We start from the raw sequence: 24,698 nt of genomic DNA, 5'->3' as shown, positions 1-24,698 counted from the left end.
GCCTTCCGGGCGTTACGGGACACCACCGCATTGACGGGGAATCCATCCGGTGAGCCGACCCGAGGAGCTGAGATGCACGACGACCGTCTGCTGGTCGAGGGCCGTCTGACCAGGGCCATGAACCAGTTCGTGCGGCCCGCCCGCTACGCCGACCGGGTGCCGCTGGGCATGTCGGCCTGGCACGTGGAGGACCGGAGGGGGGAGCCCCCGCCGGTCGGCGAGGCGCTGACGGCCTGGTCGAACGGAAGGTTCGAACCGTTCTCCGTGGGCACGCCCTGGGGGCCGCCGTGGTCGACCAGCTGGTTCCGGCTGGAGGGCACGGTGCCGGCGGCGTGGGCGGGCCGCCGGGTGGAGGCCGTGATCGACCCGGGGTTCGGGAACGACGGCCCGGGCTTCGTGGCCGAGGGGATGGTGTACGACGCCGAGGGGGTGCCGGTCAAGGGCGTCCACCCGCTCAACCGGCACGTCCCGGTGGCCTCCCCCGCCGCCGGGGGAGAACGGGTGAACCTCCTGCTGGAGGCGGCGGCCAACCCCGCCGTGCTGCGCGACTGGCTGCCGACCCCGCTGGGCGACGTGCTGACCGCCGGGGCGGAGCCGCTGTACCGCTTCGACACCGCCGAACTGGCCGTCCTGGACGAGGACGTCTGGCACCTCGTGCTGGACGTCGAGGTCCTCGAGGGCCTGATGCACGAGCTGGACTTCCACGACCCGCGCCGCCACGAGATCCTGCGCGCGCTGGAGGACGCCCTGGACGCGCTCGACCTGCACGACGTGCACGGCACCGCCGCCGACGCCCGCCGCGAGCTGGCCGGGGCGCTCTCCCGTCCCGCGCACGCCGGAGCCCACCGTGTCTCGGCGACCGGCCACGCGCACATCGACTCGGCGTGGCTGTGGCCGCTGCGGGAGACCGTCCGCAAGGCCTCGCGCACCTTCGCCAACGTCACCGCGCTCGCCCGTGACTACCCCGAGCTGGTCTTCGCCTGCTCGCAGGCCCAGCAGTACGCCTGGGTGAAGGAGCACCAGCCGGTGGTGTGGCAGCGCATCCAGCAGGCCGTCAGGAACGGCAACTGGGCGCCCGTCGGTTCCATGTGGGTCGAATCCGACGCCAACATGCCCGGCGGCGAGGCGCTGGCCCGGCAGCTCGTCCACGGCAAGCGCTTCTTCCTCGACGAACTGGGCGTGGAGACCGAGGAGATCTGGCTGCCGGACTCCTTCGGCTACACCGCCGCCTTCCCGCAGCTGGCGAAGCTCGCCGGGGTCCGCTGGTTCCTCACCCAGAAGCTGTCCTGGAACCAGACCAACAAGATGCCGCACCACACCTTCTGGTGGGAGGGCATCGACGGCACGCGCGTGTTCACCCACTTCCCGCCCGTCGACACCTACAACTCGCAGCTCTCCGGCCGCGAACTGGCGCACGCGGTGCGCAACTTCGCCGAGAAGGGGCGCGCCACGCGGTCCATGGTGCCGTTCGGCTGGGGGGACGGCGGCGGCGGTCCCACCCGGGAGATGCTGGAGAAGGCGCGCCGGCTGCGTTCCCTGGAGGGGTCGCCCCGGGTGGAGATCGAGAAGCCGGCCGCCTTCTTCACGGCTGCCGAGGCCGAGTACGGCGAGCGTGCCCCGGTGTGGTCGGGGGAGCTCTACCTGGAGCTGCACCGCGCGACGTACACCACGCAGGCCAGGACCAAGCAGGGCAACCGGCGCAGCGAGCACCTGCTGCGCGAGGCCGAGTTGTGGTGCACGGCAGCCGCGCTGGAGGCGCCGTCCTCGTACGCCTACCCGTACGAGGAACTGGACCGGATCTGGAAGACGGTGCTGCTGCACCAGTTCCACGACATCCTGCCGGGCAGTTCCATCGCCTGGGTGCACCGCGAGGCGCGTGACACCTACGCGGAGGTGCGGGAGGAGCTGGAGGCCCTCCTCGCGGCGGCGGTGCGGGCGCTGGGCGGCGACGGGTCCCCGGGCGCCCCCGCCCTGCTCAACGCCTCGCCGTACGCACGGCAGGAGGTGGTCGAGTTGGACGCCGACGCCGCGGCGGCCCTGCCGGCGGGCAGTGGCGCTCAGCCCCTGCCGGACGGGCGGGTGGCGGTGGCGGTCGGCGTCCCGGCGCTGGGCACCACGGCCCCCGGGGGCCGGCCGCAGGCCCCGGCGGAGCCGGTGCACGTCGTGCGGGAGGACGGGCTGATCGTGCTCGGCAACGGCCTGCTGCGGGTCGCCGTCGACACGGACGGGCTGCTGGCCTCGGTGCGCGACCTGACCGCCGGGCGGGAGGTGCTGGCGCCGGGGGCGCGCGGCAACCTGCTGCAACTGCACCCCGACCACCCGACCAAGTGGGACGCCTGGGACATCGACCGCCACTACCGGCGCAAGCACACCGACCTGACGTCGGCGGAGTCGGTCGAACTCGTCGAGGAGGGGCCGCTGCGGGCCTCCGTGCGGGTCGTGCGCGCCTTCGGCGGCAGCCGCGTCGTCCAGGAGCTCCGGCTGTCCGCGGGCAGCCGCCGGCTGGACGTGCTCACGGAAGTGGACTGGCACGAGTCGGAGAAGGTGCTGAAGGCGTCCTTCCCGCTGGACGTGCTCGCCGAGCGCTCCACCGCGGAGATCCAGTTCGGGCACGTGCACCGGCCCACCCACGTCAACACCGGCTGGGACGCGGCCCGGTTCGAGATCTGCGCGCACCGCTGGCTGCACGTCGGCGAGCCCGGCTACGGGATCGCGCTGCTCAACGACTCCACCTACGGCCACGACGCGGGCCGTTCCGGCACCGACACCACCGTCCGGCTCACCCTGCTGCGCGCCCCGCACAGCCCCGATCCGCACACCGACCAGGGCACGCACCGCTTCCGCTACGCGCTGCTGCCCGGAGCGGCGGTGGGCGACGCGGTCGCGGAGGGGCTCGCGCTCAACCTGCCGCTGCGGCGGGCGGATTCACTGCCGCCGCTGCGGCCGCTGCTGCGGGTCGGCCATCCCGGCATCACCGTGGAGTCGGTCAAGCTCGCCGACGACCGCTCCGGTGACGTGGTGGTGCGCCTGTACGAGTCGCGGGGGGACCGCGCCTCGGGCACGCTCGCCACGGACTTCCCCCTCGTCCGTGCCCAGGTCACCGACCTGCTGGAACGGCCGCTCGGGGACGCCGGGCGCGACGGCGACGCGGTCGCCGTCGCGCTGCGCCCCTTCCAGGTCCTGACGCTGCGGCTCACCCCGGGGCCGCGTCGGGGTCAGGCGTCCCAGACGGCGACGGCCGTGCGGTCGTCGGCGTAGCCCTTGACCCTGGTCTGGGTGTCGCCGAGGAAGGCCGGCAGTCCCGGCGGCTCGCCGGCACCCCACCGCTGCGTGAGGCGGGCGACGAGGGCGGGCTCGCCGCGCAGCGGCCCGGCGAGGCCGGCGCTGCACAGCAGCAGGGTGTCGCCGGAACGCGCCACGGAGGCACGGAAGCGGAAGCGCACGGCCGGGCTGTCCTCGGTCTCGGCGCGCTCGTCGGGCCGCCAGGGGTCGAGGTCCTGCCACTCGCCGCCGCGGATGCGGTAGAGCCCGCCGTCGCCGACGCCGAAGAAGAGCCGGATGCGGCAGTCGGGGTCGGCGGGCAGCAGCAGGCAGCGCAGGGTGGCGCTGTACTCCACCGGGTCCAGGCCGAGGTCCTCGCCGCGGGCACGCAGCCGTCCGTAGCAGCGGTCGGTGAGCCGGTGCAGCCCGGACTTCAGGGAGCCCCGGCGGGAGGCGCGGATGTCCTCGCTGAGCCGCGCGTGGCTGCGGCCGACCGCCGCCGCCATCCAGGTGCAGGCGTCGCGGGCCGCGCGGTGGGCGGTGTCCGAGGTGCGCGGGCCGGTGGCGACCGCGATCAGCAGCATCGCGTCGTCGCCGGCGCCGAAGCGGGCGGTCAGGACGGCGTCGCGGCGCGGCTCGCCCCGGTAGCGCGCGGAGTCGCCGCGCACCGAGGCCGTACGGACCGTCAGCAGCCCGTAGCGGGCGCCGTCGAGTTCGGTGTCCGGGACGAGGTCGTCGAGGGCCTCGGGGTCGGCCGCCGGCCAGGCGGTGGGCTCGGGGTCGTACGTGGGCGGGCCGTCGCCGACGTAGGGCACCCCGGGGAGCGTGGGCTCGGGCAGGGCGGCCGGTGCGGACCCGGCCGCGGGGGCGGCGGGCGCCGGGGGTCCCGGGGGCGCCGCCGACCGCGGGGGCTCCGGGGCGGGTTCGGCCGGGGCCCAGCCCGGCGGCAGTCCGGGCGGTGCCGGGGCCGCTTCGGGCGCCGTCGACGAGGGGGGCGGCCCCTGGTACTGCCAGGGGCGCGGGGCGGGCGGCGGGCCGGCCGCCGGCGGGCCCGGGCGGCGCAGCCGAAGGGTGTCGGGCGGGCCCGCGTCGTCCGCGTCGGTGCCGTGCCCGGACCGGCCGGTGGAGGCCGCGCCCGGAGCGGCGCCGGCGCTACGGTCGTCGCGGGGCGCGGCGGGCGCGGCGGGCGCGGCGGGCGGTTCCGTCTCCCACGAAACGGTCTCCTGCGCGGCGGTCTCCTGCGGTCCGGCCTGCCGCGGCACCGTGGCGGCACCGCCGTCGGCCTCCTCGCCGAGCGCGGAGAGCGCCGAGCTGTAACGGTCGTCGAGCGTGTCGCCGGGCTCGCGCCCCGCGGGGTCGGGCTGCCCGTACAACTGCCGCCACCACTCGTCCTCTTGGCGGCGGTCCGTCTCCCCCTGCTGACTCATGCCCCTATTGTCCACCGGCGGGCGCGCGGGGGAACAGGGTTCGGGCACGCGAATGGTCCGACGGGCGGCCGGCCCCCTCCTCGGGCCGCACGTCGGACGATCCAGTGGGGACACCTTGCCAGCACAGGGGTTCGAGCAGGGATGATGGCGGGCGGCGGGATTACGCCATGGCTCATTTCCGCCATGCCCGCGTGTCGTGTCCCGCGGATCCGGAAGGGGTGCCCGTGCTCGGTGCCATAGGGCTGGACGATGCCCAGGAAGCGGCGTACCGCGCCCTCGTGGGGCTGGGGGCCGCCGAGGTCGTGGACCTCTCGCACCGGCTCGGCCTGCCCGAGGACGAGGCGGCCAGGGTCCTGCGGCTGCTGGAGCGGCAGGGGCTGGTCGCGCGCTCCTCCGCCCGGTCCGGACGCTGGGTGGCCGCCCCGCCCACCGTCGCGCTGGGCGCCCTGCTCACCCAGCAGCGGCACCGGTTGGAGCAGGCCGAGATGACGGCCGCGGCGCTGGCGCAGGAGTACCGGGGCGTGGCTGCGGAGCCCTCGGCGCACGACCTGGTGGAGGTGGTGACGGGGGCCGGGGCGGTGGCGCACCGCTTCAACCAGCTCCAACTGGGTGCGGAGAAGGAGGTCTGCGCCCTCGTGACGGGGACCCCGATGGTGGTGTCGGGGATGGAGAACACCGCCGAGGAGCGCGCAGCCGAACGCGGGGTGAGCTTCCGCGTGGTCGTCGAGCGCGAGGTCATCAGCGGCCCGAACGGCATCGCCGAACTCACCGCGGCGCTGGGCCGCGAGGAGCAGGTGCGGGTGGTGGAACGGGTGCCGACCAAGCTGGTGCTGGCCGACCGTTCGCTGGCGATGGTGCCCATGGCCCGGGACGCGGGCCGCCCCGCGGCGCTGGTCGTCCACGGCAGCGGGCTGCTGGATTCGCTGACGGCCCTGTTCGAGGGCGTCTGGCGCGAGGCCGCGCCGATCCGGCTGGGCGCCGGAGGCGTTCCGCGGGAGGAGTCACCGGATGCGCCCGACGCCCTCGACCTGCAGATCTTGTCGCTGCTGCTGGCCGGGCTCACCGACGCCAGCGTCGCCAAGCAACTGGAGCTGGGGCTGCGGACGGTGCAGCGCCGGGTGAAGCGGCTGATGGAGCTCGCCGAGGTGTCGACCCGGCTGCAACTGGGCTGGCACGCGTACGAGCGTGGCTGGGTGGAACGCAGCCGCGGCTGAGGCGCCTTGACGCGGGGCGCCGCCCTACGAGGCCGGAAAACCATGGGGCGTCCGGGCCCGGCTTCCGGCACGCTGGGCCCATGGGGACCGGACAGCTGTGCCTGATCGGTGCCGTCATGCTGTCCGGACTGCTGGGCGTGCTCGTACCGGGCGCGCCGGGACCGCTGATGTGCTGGGCGGCGGTCCTGTGGTGGTCGACCCATCTGCACACGTCCCTGTCCTGGGGCGTCCTGGCGGCGGCGACCGGTGTGCTGCTGCTCAACCAGGCCGTCCAACTGCTGCTGCCCACCCGGTCGGTGCGGGAGGCCGGGGTGCCCCGGCGGGCCTTCCTGGTCGCGGGGCTGTGGGCCGTCGCCGGCTTCTTCCTGCTGCCGGTCGTGGGCGCGCCGGCCGGTTTCACCCTCTCCCTCTACGGCGGCGAGCGGCTGCGGCTCGGCAGCCACGGCGCGGCCTGGTCCTCCACCCGTACGGCCATGCGCGCCGCCGGAACGGCGCTGCTGGTCGAGTTGTTCGCGTGCCTGCTGGTCGCCGGGGCGTGGCTGGCGGCCGTCCTCACCTCCTAGGCCGGCCTAGACCCGCGGCCCGCTGCGTCGCCGTCCGTCGCCGGAATCGTCAGGGCTCCGTAACAGCCGGATCCCCCGGCGCCCCGCCCCCGTCATCCCGTGTGCAGGTGCGGACACAGCACACGGAACACGGGACGCGGGGAGTGGTGCGACATGGGGTGGAGCGGGATGCGCGGGACGAACGGCCGGGTGCTGGCGGCGGCGTTGGGCGTGGCGGGGGTGGCCGCGCTGGCGTCGGTGTGGACCGCCCAGGCGGGCACCGCCGACGGGCGGCAGGCGGCGGAACGTCCGGCGAGGCCCTCCGCCTCCGCCCCGCCGCGCCCCATACCGGGGCAGACCTCCGTGCCGGACGAGGCGCTGCCCGCGCCCGTGGTGAACATGGACATCGCCCACGCCTCCGACAAGGGCCCCCGGGGCGTCAACATCACCATCGACGACGGGCCGGACCCGCAGTGGACCCCGCAGGTCCTCCAGGTGCTGGCGGACAACGGGGTGAAGGCGACCTTCTGCATGGTCGGCACGCAGGCCCGGGCCCACCCCGACCTGGTGAAGGCCGTGGTGGCCGCCGGGCACCGGCTGTGCGACCACAGCGTCACGCACGACACCACGATGAACAGCAAGTCGCGGGAGTACCAGGCGAAGGAGATCCTGGACGCCGAGCGCATGATCACCCGCGCCTCGGGCGGCGTCCGCCCGCTGTACTACCGGGCTCCGGGCGGTGCCTTCACCCCGTACAGCCGCCAGTTGGCGGCGTCCCGCGGCATGCGCCCGCTGGGCTGGAACGTCGACTCCGAGGACTTCAAGCAGCCGGGCACGGCCACGCTGGTGTCCACCGTCGAGCACGAGATCCCCAACGGGCCCACCGTGCTCTTCCACGACGCGGGCGGGGACCGCGGCCAGACGGTCGAGGCGCTGCGGCAGGTGCTGCCCTGGCTGAAGCAGCAGGGCTACAGCTTCGGCTTCCCGGTGCGCTGACCGCCGGGAGACCCGTGGAGAGCGCTCTCAGAAACAGCCTCCGAGCTGCGGGGAGAGCGCTCTCTCCTCGCTCCCGGGAGGGACTACGCTGTTCCCGTCCCGAGAGGAGCACCCCTTGTCCGACCAGATCTCCGGAGCACGCCCGACGCTCGAGGCCGTCGCCGAACGGGCCGGGGTCTCCCGGGCCACCGTCTCCCGCGTGGTGAACGGCGGGACGGGGGTGCGCGAGGTGCTGGTGGAGAAGGTCCGCAAGGCCGTCGAGGAGCTGGGCTACGTACCCAACCAGGCGGCCCGTTCGCTGGTCACCCGGCGCACCGGGGCCGTCGCCGTCATCGTCGCGGAGCCGGAGACCCGGGTCTTCGCGGACCCCTTCTTCGCACAGCAGCTGCTCGGGATCAGCCGTGAGCTGGCGGTGCACGACTCGCAGCTGGTGCTGCTGCTGGTGGAGGGCACGGCCGACTACGACCGCGTGGGCCGCTACCTGGCCGGCGGGCACGTGGACGGCGCGCTGGTCTTCTCGCTGCACGCCGAGGACCCGCTGCCCGGCATCATCCGCCGGATCGCGCTGCCCACCGTCTTCGGCGGGCGCCCCGGCTGGCCGGGGGCCGAGGGGGACCGCAGCCTGCTGTACGTGGACTCCGACAACCGCGGCGGGGCCCGCGAGGCGGTGCGCCACCTGGTCTCGCTGGGGCGGGAGCGGATCGCGACCGTCACCGGCCCCCTGGACCAGACCGCGTCGGTCGACCGGCTCGACGGCTACCACGACATCCTCATGGACGCCGACCCCCGCCTGGTCGTCGAGGGCGACTTCTCCGAGGCCGGCGGGGCGCGCGCCATGGCCGTGCTGCTGGACCGGGCGCCGGACGTCGACGCCGTCTTCGTCGCCTCCGACCTCATGGCGTGCGGCGCGCTGCGGGTGCTGCGCGAGCGGGGCCGGCGGGTGCCGGAGGACGTCGCGGTCGTGGGCTTCGACGACATGGCCTCGGTGGCCGAGCTGGCCGATCCCCCGCTGACGACGATCCGTCAGGAGATCGAGGAGATGGGCCGGTTGATGGTCAGGCTGCTCGTCCGCGGCCTGGAGCGGCGGGTGGAGGAGGACAGCGGCGGCCGTCCGCTGTCCTCGCTCGTCACCCCCACCCGGCTGGTGCGGCGCGCCAGCGCCTGACCGGCCGGGGCTCAGAACGCGCCCTGCTCCTTGACCACACGGCGGGCCTGGGCGAAGAGCATGCCCACGTTGACCGAACGGCGGCAGACGACGACGGCGACGACGTCCTCGTTCAGGTTGTTGCGCATGAACAGGTGGGTCAGGTTGTCGCTGTTGACCAGGATCTCCTGGAAATAGTGCGCGTCGCTGGTGACCCCGCGGCGCTCCTTGAATACGTCCTCGATCATCACGACCGTGCGTCCCTGGAAGAGGTCGAGGGTCGCCGCGGCGAGCAGGTCCAGGACCTCCGGCGGATGGCTGTCGACGGTGTCGACGGACAGCAGCATGCCCGTCGACATGTCGACCACACCGGCGGCGAGGCAGTCGGGGACCTCCTGGCGCAGGGTCTTCACCAGGCCCATGACCTGGTCGGACAGATTGCCGTGCGGGCGTTTTCCGGTGGTGCTCACAGCACTCCTTCTGCGGTCTTCGCGGGGGGCGGGGTCGTCATCCGAGGACCCTCTCGGGGTCGTACGCGGACTCCGGCGGCGCGGGCACGGCGCCCGGGCCGGGATCGGGTGCGAGCAGGATCGCGCCGATGCGCTCGACGGCGGACCTGGCCTCGACGTGCAGCTGGGGGACGTTCACGCCCTCGTCGCCCACGACGACGAGGAGCGCGGTCTCGCCGACCGCGTAGACGGCGGTGTAGCCGCCGCTGCTGCAGGTCACGGTCCTGCGGAGCGGACCGCGCAGCGCCGCCGCGGCCATCCGCCGGGCCAGTCCCAGACTGGCCGCGGCCAGCGCGGCGAGCCCGTTGGGGTCGATGGCGTCCTCGGTGTCGGCGGCGATCAGCAGGCCGTCGACGGCCGCGACGGCCGTGTCGGTGACACCGACCACCCGGTCCCGCAAAGCGCGCATCTCGGCGACCAGGGCGTCATGATTCATGCACGTGCACCTCCTTGGATTCCCTTCGTTCGGTGTTCGGTCGGTCCCCGGGGGATTCCGGTCACGGGGGAATCGGTCACGGGGAATCGGTCATCGGACTGCGGTCACGGGGAATCGGTCCGGCTCCGTCCTCGCGGCCGGAGAAATCCTTTCCAGCCCGGTTGCGGACGGCCCGCGTCGAGCGCCTCGCGAATGCCGCTGGCGCCCGGCTCACGGCGGGGCAGGCCCTCGGCGACCGGGGCCGCGGTGGGGACCTCGCCCGGCTCCCGGTCCGGTACGGGCGGGTACGGTCCCGGGTCCGGGACGTCCTGCGGGGGATCGGCGGACGGACCCGGCGCGGCGGGCCCGGCCGGCTCGGCGCGGAGCACGCCGAACGGGTCGGGGGGCGGCGGGACCGGATCCGCGGCGGACGGCGGGGACGGGTCCGCCGGGGGTGGAGCCGGGACCGTCTCGACGAGGCCCTCGGCGCACATCCGGGCGACCTCCACGGTGATGGTGTAGACCCCGCGGCCGATGAGGAACGCGATGTCCCGGGGGCTGCGGCGGCCGTTGGCGCAGCCGAGGATCTCGCGGCGCACCGGGGCCAGCGGTTCGTCCGCCCACGCGGGCGGCCCCACGGCGGCGACCCGGTCACGGTCGGGGGAGACCGGGCGCGGCAGCGAGGCCAGTGCGGAGAGCCGGCGACCGGCCTCCACCAGCAGTTCCTCCGGTTCCACGCCGGGGGCCAGGCCCGCCGGCAGGGCGGCCGGCACGGTTCCGGGCGCGTCGGGGTCAAAGGCGCAGTTGTCCAGCCGTCCGGCCAGTACGGCGAAGACCGCGTCCTGAACGGCCATCATGTGCAGCACCTGGAACTCGGCCGTGCCGAGCCGTCCCCCGGCGGCGATCGCGGCGCCCGGCCACAGCCCCGTTCCGGCGGCGTCGTGGGCGGCGTTCCACTCGTCGGCGTCGATGCGCCCGGAGCGGACGAGCAGCGTCCCGACCCCCGGCGCGCCGGGGCTCTCGACGGCCACCACCGCGCCGTCGAGCAGGTGGAAGGCCCCGCCGGGGCTGCCCTGCACCCGCAGCACACCGGTGGCCCGCTCGTCGTGGCACCTGGACAGCGCGCGGCCGAGCAGACCGTGAGCGGCATTCCGGGCGGGCACGGAACCCGATGGTGCCGAGGTCATCGCTCCCCTTGCTGCGTCTGTTCGGGCATACGGGCGGGCTCGCGGACGTACGGACGGGAGGCGCGGAAAAGCCGTACTCATGCACGAACATTCACGCCGGCGGGTAATTTCTAGCAGCCCTCCGACACCCCCCTCCGGCCATCGCACGACATGGCCGAGGACGAATGCTTGAGCCCTACAGATGTCAATTCCGTTCCCTTTCACGACCGTTTCCGCGCCCATGGGCACGGGCTCCGGAGAGCATCGCGGAGGGTCACGGCGCCGGCCGGACATGCCGTCACGACGTGGAGCCGCACGGGACCCGGAGCCGTCCCACCGGCCGTTATCCATTCGACTCTTGACGAACCACCGGCTGCGGCGGCACTCTCCTGGGCATCGCTTGAGAGCGCTCTCAAGAGCCGTGCACGAGAGCCCTCTCACCCGTCCCGAAGCCATGGGAGGCTTCCATGCCCATCGCCCGAGCCGCCAGACGCGCCACCCTCCGACTCGGGGCGGTCGCGCTCGCCGGGGCGCTCCTCGCCGCCTGCGGATCCGGTTCGACCGGCACGTCCGCGGACAAGGACGGCAAGGTCACGATCACCGTCGACCTGTTCGGCACCTTCGGCTACAAGGAAGCCGGCCTGTACGACGAGTACGAGAAGCTCCACCCCGGCGTCACCGTCAAGGAGAGCAGCACCGAGAACGAGGCCGACTACTGGAAGGCCCTGCAGACCAGGCTCGCGGGCGGCGGCGGCCTCGCCGACGTCCAGGGCATCGAGGTGGGGCGCATCGCGTCGGTCACCCAGCAGCAGGCCGACAGGTTCGAGGACCTGGGAGCCCTCGGGGCCAAGGAGCTCAAGGCCGACTTCTCGGCCGCCAAGTGGTCCGCCGCGACCACCTCCGACGGCCGCACCCTGGGCCTGGGCACCGACGTCGGCCCCGAGGCGATCTGCTACCGCGCCGACCTGCTCGAGAAGGCGGGACTGCCCACCGGCCGGGCCGAGCTGGCGCAGAAGTGGTCCACGTGGGACGGCTACCTGGAACTCGGCCGGCAGTACAGGGCGAAGGCCGGGGCCAAGAGCGCCTGGGTCGACAGCGTCGGCAGCCTCTACTCCGTCATCGTCGGCCAGGAGAAGGAACGTTACTACGACGCCTCCGGCAAGCTGATCTACGACGACAACGCCGCCGTCAAGAACGCCTGGGACCTCTCCGTGAAGGCCGCCCAGGACGGACTGAGCGCCAAGCTCGCCCAGTGGACGCCCGCCTGGAACCAGGCCTTCAGCAGCGGCTCCTTCGCCACCATCGGATGCCCGGCCTGGATGCTGGGCTACATCAAGGGCCAGGCCGGCGAGACCGGCAAGGGCAAGTGGGACGTCGCCCCGCTCCCGGGCGGCGCGGCGGGCAACTGGGGAGGGTCCTACCTGGCCGTCCCCAAGGGCTCCGCGCACGCCAAGGAGGCCTTCGAGCTGGTCAAGTGGCTGACGGCGGCGGAGCAGCAGGCCAAGCTCTTCAAGAAGCAGGGCAGCTTCCCCTCCAACGTCGGGGCGATCGAGTCCGTCAAGGACGTCACCGACCCGTACTTCAGCGACGCGCCCATCGGGCAGATCTTCGGCGCCGCCGCCGAGGCCTCGCCGGTGCAGGTGCTCGGCGTGCACGACGGTGACGTCAACCAGCAGATCACCAACGCGCTCGGCGAGGTCGAACGCAAGGGCACGGACTCCGCGACGGCGTGGAGCCACGCCAGGAAGGGCGTCGAGAACGCCGTCGGCTGACGGCCCCCGCCCCGCCGGCGCCGGGCGCGCGGGACCGCAGCCCCGGTCCTCCGCGCCCGGCCGCCCCGCCCCGCCACTCCCCCGACCCGAAGGTCCCCCATGACCCTGACCGCCGCCGCGCCGGTGTCCCCCGCCCCGCCCCCGGCAGCCCCCGCGCCCCCGCGGCGACTGCTCGCCCGGTTGTCGCCCTACGCCTACATCGCGCCGTTCTTCGCGCTGTTCGCCGCGTTCGGGTTGTTCCCGCTGCTCTACACGGCGTACGTCTCCCTCTACCGCGTCGAGCTCCAGACCCCCGGCGACATGGAGTGGCGCGGCCTGGACAACTACGCCGCGCTCCTGGGTGACGACTTCTTCTGGACCGCGCTGCGCAACACCTTCACCATCGGCGTCGTCTCCACCGTGCCGCAGCTGCTCATGGCGCTCGGCCTCGCCCACCTGCTCAACTACAAGCTGCGCGGCCGCACCTTCTTCCGCGTCACGATGCTCCTGCCGTACGCCACCTCCGTGGCCGCCGCCACCCTGGTCTTCGCCCAGCTCTTCGGCCGCGACTTCGGCCTGGTCAACTGGGCGCTCGGGCTGGCCGGCATCGGGCCCGTCGACTGGCAGTCCGGGACGGTCGCCTCGCAGGTCGCGGTCTCCACCATCGTCACCTGGCGGTGGACCGGCTACAACGCGCTGATCTACCTCGCCGGCATGCAGTCCGTCCCCGGGGAGCTGTACGAGGCGGCCGAACTCGACGGCGCCTCGCGGTGGCGGCAGTTCCTCCACGTCACGCTGCCCGGGCTGCGGCCCACGATCCTCTTCACGATCGTCGTCTCCACGATCGGCGCCACCCAGCTCTTCGGCGAACCGCTGCTGTTCGAGGGGAGCATCTCGGGCGGCATCTCCCACCAGTACCAGACCCTCGGCCTCTACATGTACGAGCAGGGCTGGGGCTACTTCCACCTGGGTCGCGCCGCCGCCATCGCCTGGGTGACGTTCGTCCTCATCGTCCTGCTGGTCCTGCTCAACACCGCGCTGGCACGGCGCCGTTCACGGAAGGGGACCCGCCGGTGAGCGCGCTCCTCACACGGGCGCGGGCCGGCCGCGACGCCGGGACCGCACGTCCCCTCACTCGTCTCCGCCCCTCCCGGGCGGGCCGGCAGCACCACGGCGGGCCGCTCGCCTACGCCGTCCTGATCGTCGCGGCGGCGATCTCCGCCTTCCCCTTCTACTGGACGATCGTCGCCGCGACCCGTTCCAACGCGGAGCTCGCCGCGAGCCCGCCGGCACTGCTGCCCGGGGGCAACCTCGGGCACAACCTCCGCCAGGTGCTGGAGCAGGCCGACATCGGCAAGGCCCTGCTCAACTCCCTCGTCGTCTCGGGGTCGGTGACGGTCGGCACCGTCCTGTGCTCCACGCTCGCCGGGTTCGCCTTCGCCAAGCTCCGCTTCCGGGGCCGCAACGCGCTGCTCGCCCTGACCGTCGGCACGATGATGATCCCGCCCCAGCTGGGCGTCATCCCGCTGTTCATGCTCATCGCGGAGCTGCAGTGGGTGAACCAGCTCCAGTCCGTCATCCTCCCCGGGCTCGTCTCGGCGTTCGGGGTCTTCTTCATGCGGCAGTACCTCGTGCAGTCGCTGCCGGACGAGCTGATCGAGGCGGGCCGCGTCGACGGGGCCTCGACGGCGCGGATCTTCTGGAGCATCGTCGTGCCGGTCGCCCGGCCGGGGATGGCGGTGCTCGGGATGCTCACGTTCATGGCGTCCTGGAACGACTTCTTCTGGCCGATCATCGCGCTCACGTCGCAGGAGCCCACGGTGCAGGTTGCCTTGCGGCAACTGGGTGGGGGGTACGTGCACGACCAGTCCGTGATCATGGCGGGGACGTTGTTGGGGACGGTGCCGGTGCTGCTGGTCTTCGGGGTGCTGGGGAGGCAGATCGTCGGGGGGATCATGCAGGGTGCGGTGAAGGGGTAAGGGGGCGGTGGGTGGTTGTGCGGCTGCGTCGTGGTTTCTGTTGGGGTTTCTCCCCCACCCTCCCTCCCGATTGCCCGGCACGGTTGGTGCGGGCCTGCGCTCTGTGGCTGGGTGGGCCGGGGGCGGGGCCTCCGGGGTGGGCATTCTGTACCGCATATTTATGTGCATGGCGGGCAGCACTCGTCGGTGCCGTCGCTGCTGCACATCAAATACACGTCAGCGTCCAGAACGCCCACCCCTACGACCCCACCCCCTCCGAATCGACGGCGACCAACGGCCGGTGGGTGGTCACAAGGCAGCCCGGGGCACCGCACCTGTCCAACGCACCCCCAACGGGACACCCTGCGCCCGCACAACAGGGAGGGGTGTGGCGGGGCGCTCCCCCTGGCCGAAAGCCGGGGGGAGTCGGGTGGCGGACCCGTGCCGAATGATGCGGGCCTGAACCACGGGGCCGCGGGGGTCAGAGGGCGCTTCGGGGCGCCCCGGATTGCCTTCTGACCCTCCACCGGCCGTTGTGCGCTCATACGACGGGAGGGGGTGTGGCGGGGTGCGCCCGGAAACGACGAGCGGCGGACCCGGCGCCGAATGACGTTGGCGTAAACCGCGAGCGTTGAGGACGTGCGCCGGCGCGGCCCCGACCCCAGACGAACTTGCGCAGGCCCGCACCAATCGCGCCGGGCAATCGGGCGGGAGGGTGGGCGAACAGCCCGCCGCAGGCGCACACAACGTGCACGCAAACAACGAGGCAACACGGCGCAGCCGCCCGCAGGCGCAAACAACCCGCACACAACCACGGACCGCAACCACAACCCACCCGGCACACAAGGAGCACGCACGCATGACCACGACCGCACCCCGCACTCGCAACGCGCCGCACACGACACTCGGCTTCCCCGGAGGGTTCCGGTGGGGCGCGGCCACCGCCGCCTACCAGATCGAGGGCGCCGCCCACGAGGACGGCCGCACCCCCTCGATCTGGGACACCTTCAGCCGCACCCCCGGCAGGGTCCGCAACGGCGACACCGGGGACATCGCCGCCGACCACTACCACCGCATGCGCGAGGACGTCGCGCTGATGGCGGAGCTCGGCCTCACGGACTACCGCTTCTCCGTGTCGTGGCCACGCGTACAACCCACCGGCCGGGGCCCGGCCGTGCAGAAGGGGCTCGACTTCTACCGGGCCCTCGTCGACGAGCTGCTCGACCACCGGATCCGTCCCGTCCTCACCCTGTACCACTGGGACCTCCCGCAGGAGCTGGAGGACGCGGGAGGCTGGCCGGTGCGCGACACCGCGGAGCGCTTCGCGGAGTACGCGGGGCTCGTCGCGGACGCGCTCGGGGACCGGGTCCCGTTGTGGACGACGCTGAACGAGCCGTGGTGCTCGGCCTTCCTGGGCTACGCGCAGGGCGTGCACGCGCCGGGCCGGACGGAGCCGGAGGCGGCGCTGCGGGCGGCGCACCATCTGCTGCTGGGGCACGGCCTGGCGGTCGGCGTGCTGCGGGAGCGACTGCCCGTGCCGGCGCAGGTGTCGCTGACGCTGAACCTCGCGGCGGTGCGCCCGCACACCGCGGGCGCGGCCGACGCGGAGGCGGCCCGGCGGGTCGACGCGCTGGCCAACCGGCTGTGGCTGGACCCGGTGTTCCGCGGGGCGTACCCGGAGGACCTGCTGCGGGACACGGCGGCGCTGACGGACTGGTCGTTCGTGGCGGACGGCGACCTGGGGGCGATCTCCCGTCTGGTGGACGCGCTGGGCCTCAACTACTACGCCCCGACCGTGGTGGCCGCGGGCACCCATGCGTCACCGTCCCCGTGGCCGGGGGCCGAGGCGCACGTGCGGTTCGTGCCGGCGCCGGGGCCGCGGACGGCGATGGACTGGCCGGTGGACGCCCAGGGCCTGCACGAACTCCTGCTCAGGCTGCGGGACGAGCTGCCGGGTGTGCCGCTGCTGATCACCGAGAACGGCGCGGCGTACGACGACTACGCGGATCCCGAGGGCGCGGTCCACGACCCGGAGCGGATCGCGTACCTGCACGCGCACCTGGCCGCGGTGCAGCGGGCGGTGGCCGACGGCGCGGACGTCCAGGGCTACTTCCTGTGGTCGCTGCTGGACAACTTCGAGTGGGCCTACGGGTACGGCAAGCGGTTCGGCATCGTGCACGTGGACTTCGCGAGCCAGCGCCGTACGCCCAAGGACAGCGCCCGCTGGTACGCCGGGGTCGTCGCCCGGGGCGGACTGCCGTCGGCATGAGCCGCACATACGGACAACTCGGGTCGCTGGGCTGTGAGTTGGGCCGTCGCGCGTGTGAGACGGCACGGCCACGGGAAGGTCACGTTCGAACATCGAAGGTGAAGGTGCGGTAAAACGCATCCCGAACGGGCTGGAGGAGCCATGGTCTACTCGATCGTCCTCGGCGTCGTCATCGTCGCGCTCGGCCTCGGCAGCATCGTCTACACCTTCTGGCACGAGGGCAGCCCGCTGACCTTGCGCCGTGGCGGTGAGCGCCACAACGGAGCCGGATGACCGCCGGCCCGGCTCCCCGTGGGGGAGCCGGGCCGGATCCGGTCAGTACACCTTGCGGTGACCGCCGCCGCGCTTGCGCTCGTACATCTCGCGCCCCGCGGCGGAGCGCAGTTTCCACTCGCGCCGCATCTCGGCGCGGAGCCGGGCGTCGGTGCGCGAGGCGATCCACGCGTTCTCACGGAGCAGCTTGCGGTAGCTGTCCAGCCGGCGGTGGGTCAGGACGCCGTCGTCCAGGGCGGCGAGGACCGCGCAGCCGGGTTCGGATTCGTGTGAGCAGTCGTGGAAGCGGCATTCGCCGGCCAGCGCCTCGATGTCGGAGAACGTCTGGGTGAGACCGGCGTCGGCGTCCCACAGTCCGACCCCGCGCAGCCCCGGGGTGTCGATGACCACCCCGCCGCCGGGTAGCGGCAGCATGTCGCGGGTGGTCGTGGTGTGCCGCCCCTTGCCGTCGCTGTCGCGGATGGCCTGCACCTCCTGGACCTCGCGGCCCAGCAGCGCGTTGGTGAGCGTGGACTTGCCCGCGCCCGACTGCCCGAGCAGGACGGACGTGGCGCCGGCCAGCGCCCCGGCCACCTCCGGCACGCCGTCGCCGGTGGCGGCGCTGACGACCAGGACCTCCACGCCGGGTGCCGCGCCGCGCGCGTCGTCCAGCAGGTGGGCGGTGTCCTCGACGAGGTCGGCCTTGGTGAGGACGACCAGGGGCTGGGCGCCGCTGGTCCACGCCAGCGACACGAAGCGTTCGAGCCGGCCGAGGTCGAGTTCGGCGGCGATCGACACGGCGATGACCGCCAGGTCGACGTTGGCCGCGAGGACCTGTCCCTCGGAGCGCTTGGAGGAGGTGGAACGGACGAAGGTGGTGCGGCGCGGCAGCAGGGCGCGCACGGCGGGGCCGTCGGCCGGCGTCTCGTCGACGGCGGCCCAGTCGCCGGTGCAGGCGATCCCCATGGGGTCGCGGGTGAAGACGTCCTCGGTGTCGGCGCGTACGGTCCGCAGACCGTCCGGGCCGTCGGGGAGGACGACGTCGCACAGCCCGCGGTCGACGCGGACGATGCGGCCGGGTGTGAGTCCCCGCTCCGCGTGGACGGCGAAGTCGGAGTCGAGTGCGGAGTCCCAGCCGTAGGCGGTGAGCGCGGTGGACGGCTGCGGGACGGATCCGTTGGTCAACGGAGGAGAGCCCTTCGGGAGGGCGGTCGCGCACGGTTGTGCCGTCGGGTTGTCCCGCGACGGGATGGGTCAGCCGGCGACCGCTGAGGTGGGGTTGACGATCTTCTGGATGCGGGCAGCGCCCTGCTCGACGGCAGTCATCGTTCCAACACCTCCCGGTTCGCTCGCGGTCTGACGGGGACACCCTAGCCGGTGCGTGGTGGGCCCCCGCAACCGGTTTTCCGCGGACGGCTCAGGCCGTCTCGGCGTAGCGCTCCCCCGCGTACTCCCGCACCACGGGGGCGACGGCGGCCACCCCGCCGGGCAGCCGGTCGAGGCGCACCAGGGCGTAGGCCTTGTGGCCGTCGACCAGGTAGGAGGGGTTGTCGTAGGGTCGGCTGCCCGGCAGCGGCCACACCACCAGCCACGGGCGGGTGTCCTCGGTGGTCGGGGGGCGGCCGACGGTGACGGCCGCGATGTCCTTCCAGGAGAAGAACGACTCCTCGCGGGTCGCCTCGCGCATGCCGATCCCGGCGGACCCGACGCGCAGCCGCAGCGGCTTGCGCCAGCGCCGGAACGACCGCCCGGTGAGGTACCAGCAGCCGATCGCGCCGAGCGGGCCGAAGGCGGTGAAGGGTTCGGGGCCGATGATGCGGCCGTGGACGAGTTCCCAGAAGGAGTAGCTGAAGACGACGGCGAGCGCCGCCCAGACCAGCGTCCAGGTGCCGGCCCTGCGGTCGTCGACGAACTGCCGCTCCCCGCCGGGCACGCGCAGTTCCGGCCCCGCCACGGTCACCGGCATCGGCGGGCGCACGCCGCGCGGCGCGGTCTCGAAGGCGGCGCCGCCGTGTTCGGCGAGCACGGCCGTCAGATCGGAGACGCCCTGGTCGAGGTCCTCGCAGTCGACGAGCGTGTAGCGCGGCCGGTCGCTCCGGCCGCGGTCGGGCTTGCGGGGGAAGACGACGCCCGGTGCCGTCCAGAGCGTGAGCCGCGGCTTGGGCGGTGTGGTGGTCTCGCTGTCCTCACCGGTGTTGGGGACGTGCCAGAGGGAGACGCTGTCGATCTGCTCCCAGGCGAGCTCCGCGTCGTGCAGCGCGATGCCGAACGCGTCGATGCGCAGCCGGAACGGCTGCCGTGACCTCCGCAGGTCCTTCGCGCCGCTCCAGGCCACCACGCCCGCCAGGAACGCCAGCATCAGGGGGGCCGTCGCGCTCCCGGAGGCGACCAGCCACACCACCGCCGCCCCGATCGCGACCAGGCCTCCGGTCAGCCACCGCCGGCCGCGTCTCGCGAGCGTCCGCTCCACCGTGAACTCCACCGGTCCCGCCCCCTTTTGACGTCCCCACCCTGATCACATGATGCGCTCGCGGGCGCGTGCGGCTGCCGCCGTGAGCTGGGTGTTGCCCAACCGTGACGCCCGGCGGGGCGGCGGCTCCGGCCGGTCGCCGCCGTGTCGCCCGCCGTTCACCGGGGGCCCCGCGCGGGCGACTTTGCCCGTTCTTTACAACCGGCTCACGGGCCGCCTCGTCTCTTCGCGCGATCAGTTGCCAGAACCCGCCCGCGCCCCGACGGGGCAGGGCGGGGTGACGAAGGAGAGCGATACATGCGCAGGAGTGTTCTGACCGCCGCCGCCGTCGCGTGCGCCGCGGTGCTGGCGGGGACGGCGCCCGCGTTCGCCGACGGGCCGAGCACGCGGCCCTCGCCGGCCCGCGGCAGCGCGCCGTCCGCGGTGCCGTCTGCCGCGCCGTCCACGGCGCCGTCCGCGGTGCCGTCGCCGCGTCAGGTCGACAGGGTGCCGGCCGGCGCCCCCGACACCGGCGTGCAGTCCCCGGCCTCCCAGGGTCCCGACGCAGCGGTGGTGGGGGCGGCCGCCGGCGGCCTGCTGCTCCTGGCCGGCGGCACGTTCGTGGTGACGCGGCGCAGGCGCACCACCGCCGGATGACCCCGGGCGCGAGGTGGGCCGCGGTCCTGGCGGTCCTCGCGTTCCTGCCGTGGGCGGGCGGGTGCGCGGGCGGTTCCGGTGACGGTGCCGTCGCCGCGCCGGCCGTCGTCCCGACGCCGCCGGCCGCCGCCCGGACGCACCCGTCCCCGCCGCCCCAGCTCGCCCGCTCGGTCCCGGTACGGCTGCGGATCCCGGCGATCGGGGTCGACACCCCGGTCATGGAACTGGGGCTGGCCGCGGACGGCACCGTGGAGGTCCCGCCGGTGGCGCGCGACTCGCCCGCCGGCTGGTACCGCCACTCCCCCACCCCGGGCCGGCTCGGCCCGTCCGTGCTCCTGGCGCACGTCACCGTCGGCCGGTTCGGCGACGGGGTCTTCCACGACCTGGCACGGCTGCGACCGGGCGACCGGGTCGTGGCGGGGCTGCGGGACGGCGCGTCCGCGGAGTTCACCGTGGACCGGGTGCAGACGGTGGCCAAGGCGCACTTCCCGACCCAGGAGGTCTACGGCGACGTGGACCGGCCCGAGTTGCGCCTGATCACCTGCGGCGGCCCCCGCACCGGCGAGGGGAGCGGATACCGCGACAACGTCGTGGTGTACGCCTCCCTGACCTCGGCGGACCGCGGCTAGCGGGTGGCCGGGCCGGTGGACGTGACGCCCGCCGGCCCGGCCGCCCGGCGATCGGCCTGCGGCATGATGAACGACGGAATGTGGAGAGTGTTGAAACGGTCCTCCCGGGAGGAAGCGGCGTCCGAGCTGTTCGCCGCCCTCTACCCGCGCCTGGCCGGCTGGTGCCGGCGGCTGGTCGACGACGACGAGACGGCCCACGAGATCGCCTCCGAGGCCTTCACCCGGTTGTGGGCGCGCTGGACGAACGTGGACGAGCCGCGCGGCTTCCTCTACGTCACGGCCGCCAACATCGTGCGCGACCACTGGCGGAAGGTGGAGCGCGAACGCCGGGCCATGCGGCGCGCCACCGCGGAGGTCGTCGTCGACGGGCAGGGCGAGGGACGCGACGGGCAGACCGACCCCTCGGTGCGGATGCTCGTCCAGTCGCTGCCCGAGCGGCTGCGGGTGCCGATCCTGCTGTACTACTACGCCGACATGCCGGTCCGGGAGGTGGCGGCGGCGACGGGACGGAAGGAAGGAACCGTGAAGGCCGACCTGCACGCGGCCAGGGAGATGCTGCGAGCCGGACTGAGGAGAAGCCTTGATCACACCCATTGAGGGCCCGGGCGAGGAACGCGACGCCGAACTGGACGCCCTGCTGGGGCCCGGCACGGTCCTCCTCGGACCGCCGCCCGGCCGCTTCCGCGAGGTGCGCCGCGCGGCTGTGCGGCGCAAGCTGCTGCGGACGGCCGCGGGAGCCGGGGTGTCGCTGGCGGTGGCGGCGGTCGTCGCCGTGCCGCTGCACCTGATGTCCGCCCCCGCGCAGGGCCCGGCGGTCGGCCCGACCGTGCCCGCGGTGTCCGTCCCCCCGGCGGCCGACCCGCCGCCCTCGCCGCGCCCGTCGACGGCCCCCGCCCCGGAAACGTCCGGGATCCCCCGCCCGGACCGCCGCACGGGGCCCCCCGTCGCCCCCGACGCGCGCCGCACCTCTTCCGCCGCCCGCCAGTCCGACACGGTCACGGCCACCCCGCTCGGCGAACCCGGGGAGGACACCCCGGCCGTCCCCCGGCGCTGACCGGCCCGGCGCGCGTCCGATTCGTTCAAGACGGGCCGGACGGGGCGCGCCTACGGTGGCGGCATGACTCTTCGTTTCGATGTCGTCGAGATCGTCGTGGCCGACATGGCCACCTCGCTGGCCTTCTACCGCAGGCTGGGGCTGGAGATCCCCGCCGGGGCGGAGGCGGAACCGCACGTGGAGACCGCGCTGCCCGGGGGGCTGCGGATGGCGTGGGACACGGTGGAGATGGTCCGCTCCTTCGACTCCGCGTGGGAGCCGCCGCAGGGCGGTCACCGGATGGCGCTGGCCTTCGTGTGTGAGCGCCCGGAGGAGGTGGACACGACGTTCGCCGAACTGACCGGGGCCGGGTACGCGGGACATCTGAAGCCCTTCGACGCGCCTTGGGGGATGCGGTACGCCGTGGTCCTGGACCCGGACGGGAACCCGGTCGACCTCTTCGCGAGGTTCTCCTAGCGGGGTACCTGCGAGTGGGTGCGCGCCGAGGGGTGAGGCCGGCGGGTGGGTGCGGGTTCGTCTCGCGCCCTTCGGGCGCACGGCGGCTGGCTGCGGAGGGAAGGGTGGGGGCAGGGGCTCTTCGGCAGTGTGCGGGTGGGTCGGGGCTGGGGTTCAGGCGCCGGAGCGGGTCGCCTTTCCTGTGGCCTCGGGTCTCGTTGCCGTCCGCGGGTATAGATGGCCGCTTCCACGCCTACTGCCGGTGGTGGGCGCGCCCGCCGTAACCCGCGCCTGCGGGTATTTCGGGGTGCTGCCGGGAGGTCGGCGGGAGATCGGGCCCGCTATCGACGGTATGGACGTCGGAACAGAGCCCGATGTCGGATCGGGGAAGCACCCGCAGACGCCGGTTACGGCGGGCGCGCCACCCACCAAGGGTGGGCGTGGTCACCGGCCATCTATACCCGCGGACGGCAACGAGACCGGGACCGTACGAACAACCGGCCCCGCTCCGGCGCCTGAACCCCAACCGCCCACCGGGCCGGAGACTGCCGACGAGCCCCGGCCCCCCACCCTCCCCTCCGCAGCCAGCATCTTTGCGCCCGCAGGGCGCGAGACGGCGCGACAGCCGAAAAACCGGCGCACCGCCACCACCCACCGGCACCTAGAGCAGTTCGCCGAGCGGGACCCCGGCGAGGGCGCGGACGTCGCGGGCGAGATGGGCCTGGTCGGCGTAGCCCGCGTGGGCGGCGACATCGGCGAAGGGGCGGCCGTCCCGGGCCAGTGCCAGTGCCCGCTGGAGGCGCAGGATGCGGGCGAGGGTCTTGGGCCCGTAGCCGAAGGCGTCCAGGCAGCGGCGGTGGAGCTGGCGTTCGCTGAGCCCGGCGTCCTCGGCGACGGCGCCGACGCGGGCCCCGGCTGCGAGGCTCGCGGCGACCTCCGGGCCCCACGGGGACGAGGCGCGCCGGTCGGCACGGGAGAGCACCACGGACTCCAGGACGGCGCCGGGGTCGGCGGCGGCGGCGACGCGCTCGGTGAGCCGGCGGGCCTCGGCGCCGGGCCACAGCGCGTCCAGCGGCACGCGGCGGTCGCGCAGTTCGTGCGCGGGTGGTCCGAACACGGCGGGTCCGACGCCGGGGGCGAAGCGCAGCCCCGCGTACCGCGTGCCGGGCGGGCTGCCGGAGAGGTGGGCGGTGGTGTCGGGCCCCGCCGCGAACAGCCCGGTGTCCTCGCCCCAGATCAGGTCGATGCAGCCGTCGGGCAGGACGCGGGCGGTCCCGGCGCCCGCTGTCCTCGTCCACAGCACGGCGCCGGGCACGGCCGAGGTCCGTTCCCGGTACACCGCTCCAGCATGGCACCGGCCACCGACACCGCGCCGGGTCCCGGTCCGTGCCCGGCCCGTGCCGCGTCAGTCGCGGGGCTGTTTGCCGCCGTCCTTGCCCGGGGGGCGGCGGCCGCGCAGCCGGGACCGTACGTCGTCCGGGGGCAGGAAGCCCGCCCAGCGCTCGGGGAATTCGGCGGGCGGGTCCTCCGGGCCGACCTCGTCGTCCGGGCCGGACTCGAACGCGGCGCGCCGGGCGGCGGCCTCGGCGACGAGGTCGGCGGCGGCGCGTTCCCTGGCCCGGGCGTTCTCCTCGCGGGCGGCCGCGGTCTCGATCGAGGGCCACACCCGGTCGATGGCCGCGTTGACGGCCGCCCCGACCAGCACCGCGAAGGCCGACACGAAGATCCACAGCAGCACGGCGACGGGCGCGGCCAGGGAGCCGTAGATGGTGGGGCCCTCGACGGTCTGGGTGAGGTAGATGCGCAGCACGAAGCTGCCCAGGACCCACATCAGCAGGGCGACGGCCGCCCCCGGCATGTCCTCGTACCAGGGCGACCGCACTGGTACCGAGACGTGGTACAGCGTGGTGAGGAAGGCGATCGACAGCAGGAGGACGACCGGCCAGTACAGTATCCGGATCACGGCCTCGCTCCACGGCAGGAGCGCCACCACGGCGTCCGGCCCGACGACCAGCAGCGGCATGACGACGGCGCCGATCACCAGGGCGACGATGTAGAGCAGCAGGGCCAGCAGCCGCGTCTTGACGATGCCGCGCCTGCCCTCCAGCCCGTACATGATCGTGATCGTGTCCACGAAGACGTTGAGGGCGCGCGATCCGGACCACAGGGCGATGACGAAGCCGATGGAGATCACGTCGGGCCGACCGCCGCCGAAGACGTCGTCGACCAGCGGCCGCATCAACTGGTCGACGCCCTTGTCGGACAGGACGGTCGCGGCGGCCGTGAGGATGTTGCCCCGGATGTTGTCGATGGTGTCGGTGCCGATGATCCCGTCGACGTAGCCGATGGCGCCGACGAGGCTCAGTAGCAGCGGCGGCAGGGAGAGCAGCACGAAGAAGGCGGCTTCGGCGGCGAGTCCGGTGACGCGGTACTCCATGCAGGAGTCCACCGTGTCCTTGAGCAGCAGCCAGCCGACCTTGCGCTTGGACACGTTCCGGTAGAGGGCCTGCGCCCGGTGGAGGCGGCCGCGCCTGGGCCCCTCGGGTGTTTCGTCTGCTGCCTGCACGCGC

At 73.9% G+C, this 24,698-nt stretch carries 23 protein-coding genes; 15 read left to right on the top strand and 8 right to left on the bottom strand.

Features of this window, described 5'->3' with window-relative positions:
• Window positions 1–72: 72 nt before the first annotated feature.
• Window positions 73–3,258 (top strand): alpha-mannosidase, encoded by a 3,186-nt coding sequence (locus ACFZAU_RS18560; protein ID WP_500553021.1) that lies wholly within the window; start codon window positions 73–75, stop codon window positions 3,256–3,258.
• Here the strand turns inward: ACFZAU_RS18560 and ACFZAU_RS18555 are convergent.
• Window positions 3,216–4,688 (bottom strand): protein phosphatase 2C domain-containing protein, encoded by a 1,473-nt coding sequence (locus tag ACFZAU_RS18555; protein ID WP_500553020.1) that lies wholly within the window; start codon window positions 4,686–4,688, stop codon window positions 3,216–3,218. The genes ACFZAU_RS18560 and ACFZAU_RS18555 overlap by 43 nt on opposite strands.
• A gap of 224 nt (window positions 4,689–4,912) precedes the next feature.
• Here ACFZAU_RS18555 and ACFZAU_RS18550 point away from each other — a divergent pair, with 224 nt between their 5' ends.
• The 4 genes from ACFZAU_RS18550 to ACFZAU_RS18535 all read left to right on the top strand — a co-directional run bounded on the left by ACFZAU_RS18550 (window position 4,913) and on the right by ACFZAU_RS18535 (window position 8,605).
• Window positions 4,913–5,902: a helix-turn-helix domain-containing protein gene (locus tag ACFZAU_RS18550; protein WP_500553019.1), complete on the top strand. Its 990-nt coding sequence runs from the start codon at window positions 4,913–4,915 to the stop codon at window positions 5,900–5,902.
• An 80-nt stretch (window positions 5,903–5,982) separates the two neighbouring features.
• Complete coding sequence (locus tag ACFZAU_RS18545; RefSeq protein ID WP_500553018.1) at window positions 5,983–6,465, top strand: DUF456 domain-containing protein; 483 nt, start codon at window positions 5,983–5,985, stop codon at window positions 6,463–6,465.
• Between the two features lie 153 nt (window positions 6,466–6,618).
• Window positions 6,619–7,440, top strand: a complete 822-nt coding sequence (locus ACFZAU_RS18540; protein WP_500553017.1) for a polysaccharide deacetylase family protein — start codon at window positions 6,619–6,621, stop codon at window positions 7,438–7,440.
• Between the two features lie 115 nt (window positions 7,441–7,555).
• Complete coding sequence (locus tag ACFZAU_RS18535; RefSeq protein ID WP_500553016.1) at window positions 7,556–8,605, top strand: LacI family DNA-binding transcriptional regulator; 1,050 nt, start codon at window positions 7,556–7,558, stop codon at window positions 8,603–8,605.
• Between the two features lie 11 nt (window positions 8,606–8,616).
• Here the strand turns inward: ACFZAU_RS18535 and ACFZAU_RS18530 are convergent, their stop codons facing one another.
• From ACFZAU_RS18530 to ACFZAU_RS18520, 3 genes are all read right to left on the bottom strand, one after another.
• Window positions 8,617–9,006, bottom strand: coding sequence for a hypothetical protein (locus tag ACFZAU_RS18530; protein WP_499601996.1), 390 nt, complete (start codon window positions 9,004–9,006; stop codon window positions 8,617–8,619).
• 85 nt (window positions 9,007–9,091) lie between these two features.
• Window positions 9,092–9,529 carry a roadblock/LC7 domain-containing protein gene (locus ACFZAU_RS18525; protein ID WP_500553015.1) on the bottom strand — a complete coding sequence of 146 codons (438 nt, stop codon included), beginning with the start codon at window positions 9,527–9,529 and terminating at the stop codon, window positions 9,092–9,094.
• 104 nt (window positions 9,530–9,633) lie between these two features.
• Window positions 9,634–10,671 carry a MarR family transcriptional regulator gene (locus ACFZAU_RS18520; protein WP_500553014.1) on the bottom strand — a complete coding sequence of 346 codons (1,038 nt, stop codon included), beginning with the start codon at window positions 10,669–10,671 and terminating at the stop codon, window positions 9,634–9,636.
• 470 nt (window positions 10,672–11,141) lie between these two features.
• On the opposite strand from ACFZAU_RS18520, the gene ACFZAU_RS18515 reads away from it, so the two are divergent.
• The 5 genes from ACFZAU_RS18515 (at window position 11,142) to ACFZAU_RS18495 (ending at window position 16,925) form a co-directional block, all read left to right on the top strand.
• Window positions 11,142–12,446: an ABC transporter substrate-binding protein gene (locus ACFZAU_RS18515; RefSeq protein WP_500553013.1), complete on the top strand. Its 1,305-nt coding sequence runs from the start codon at window positions 11,142–11,144 to the stop codon at window positions 12,444–12,446.
• Between the two features lie 99 nt (window positions 12,447–12,545).
• A complete protein-coding gene (locus ACFZAU_RS18510) occupies window positions 12,546–13,502 on the top strand; it encodes a carbohydrate ABC transporter permease (protein ID WP_500553012.1) in 957 nt (318 codons plus the stop codon).
• The gene (locus tag ACFZAU_RS18505; protein WP_500553010.1) at window positions 13,499–14,404 is read left to right on the top strand and encodes a carbohydrate ABC transporter permease; all 906 of its coding nucleotides are present in this window, start codon (window positions 13,499–13,501) and stop codon (window positions 14,402–14,404) included. The genes ACFZAU_RS18510 and ACFZAU_RS18505 overlap by 4 nt, the downstream gene beginning before the upstream one ends.
• 838 nt (window positions 14,405–15,242) lie before the next feature.
• The gene (locus ACFZAU_RS18500) at window positions 15,243–16,652 is read left to right on the top strand and encodes a GH1 family beta-glucosidase (protein WP_500553009.1); all 1,410 of its coding nucleotides are present in this window, start codon (window positions 15,243–15,245) and stop codon (window positions 16,650–16,652) included.
• A gap of 141 nt (window positions 16,653–16,793) precedes the next feature.
• Window positions 16,794–16,925: a hypothetical protein gene (locus tag ACFZAU_RS18495; RefSeq protein WP_431965331.1), complete on the top strand. Its 132-nt coding sequence runs from the start codon at window positions 16,794–16,796 to the stop codon at window positions 16,923–16,925.
• Between the two features lie 42 nt (window positions 16,926–16,967).
• Here the strand turns inward: ACFZAU_RS18495 and rsgA are convergent, their stop codons facing one another.
• Both rsgA and ACFZAU_RS18485 read right to left on the bottom strand, forming a co-directional pair.
• Complete coding sequence (rsgA, locus tag ACFZAU_RS18490) at window positions 16,968–18,089, bottom strand: ribosome small subunit-dependent GTPase A (protein WP_500553008.1); 1,122 nt, start codon at window positions 18,087–18,089, stop codon at window positions 16,968–16,970.
• Between the two features lie 232 nt (window positions 18,090–18,321).
• Window positions 18,322–19,386 (bottom strand): hypothetical protein, encoded by a 1,065-nt coding sequence (locus ACFZAU_RS18485; protein ID WP_500553007.1) that lies wholly within the window; start codon window positions 19,384–19,386, stop codon window positions 18,322–18,324.
• A 285-nt stretch (window positions 19,387–19,671) separates the two neighbouring features.
• On the opposite strand from ACFZAU_RS18485, the gene ACFZAU_RS18480 reads away from it, so the two are divergent.
• From ACFZAU_RS18480 to ACFZAU_RS18460, 5 genes are all read left to right on the top strand, one after another.
• Window positions 19,672–20,010 (top strand): LPXTG cell wall anchor domain-containing protein, encoded by a 339-nt coding sequence (locus ACFZAU_RS18480; protein WP_500553006.1) that lies wholly within the window; start codon window positions 19,672–19,674, stop codon window positions 20,008–20,010.
• Window positions 20,007–20,639, top strand: coding sequence for a class F sortase (locus tag ACFZAU_RS18475; protein WP_500553005.1), 633 nt, complete (start codon window positions 20,007–20,009; stop codon window positions 20,637–20,639). Before ACFZAU_RS18480 ends, ACFZAU_RS18475 begins: the two co-directional genes overlap by 4 nt.
• 78 nt (window positions 20,640–20,717) lie before the next feature.
• Window positions 20,718–21,236 (top strand): RNA polymerase sigma factor, encoded by a 519-nt coding sequence (locus ACFZAU_RS18470; protein ID WP_500460380.1) that lies wholly within the window; start codon window positions 20,718–20,720, stop codon window positions 21,234–21,236.
• Window positions 21,220–21,693: a hypothetical protein gene (locus tag ACFZAU_RS18465; RefSeq protein WP_500553004.1), complete on the top strand. Its 474-nt coding sequence runs from the start codon at window positions 21,220–21,222 to the stop codon at window positions 21,691–21,693. Before ACFZAU_RS18470 ends, ACFZAU_RS18465 begins: the two co-directional genes overlap by 17 nt.
• A 63-nt stretch (window positions 21,694–21,756) precedes the next feature.
• Window positions 21,757–22,149 carry a VOC family protein gene (locus tag ACFZAU_RS18460; RefSeq protein ID WP_500553003.1) on the top strand — a complete coding sequence of 131 codons (393 nt, stop codon included), beginning with the start codon at window positions 21,757–21,759 and terminating at the stop codon, window positions 22,147–22,149.
• A gap of 640 nt (window positions 22,150–22,789) precedes the next feature.
• On the opposite strand, the gene ACFZAU_RS18455 is transcribed toward ACFZAU_RS18460, so the two are convergent.
• Together ACFZAU_RS18455 and ACFZAU_RS18450 are read right to left on the bottom strand one after the other, a co-directional pair.
• Window positions 22,790–23,467 (bottom strand): helix-turn-helix domain-containing protein, encoded by a 678-nt coding sequence (locus ACFZAU_RS18455; RefSeq protein WP_500553002.1) that lies wholly within the window; start codon window positions 23,465–23,467, stop codon window positions 22,790–22,792.
• Between the two features lie 66 nt (window positions 23,468–23,533).
• The gene (locus ACFZAU_RS18450) at window positions 23,534–24,694 is read right to left on the bottom strand and encodes a YihY/virulence factor BrkB family protein (RefSeq protein ID WP_500460375.1); all 1,161 of its coding nucleotides are present in this window, start codon (window positions 24,692–24,694) and stop codon (window positions 23,534–23,536) included.
• Between the last annotated feature and the right edge of the window lie 4 nt (window positions 24,695–24,698).

This window comes from Streptomyces sp. NPDC008238 (assembly GCF_042956445.1).
GTDB lineage: Bacteria > Actinomycetota > Actinomycetes > Streptomycetales > Streptomycetaceae > Actinacidiphila.
This window is presented reverse-complemented; position numbering and strand designations above follow the sequence as displayed.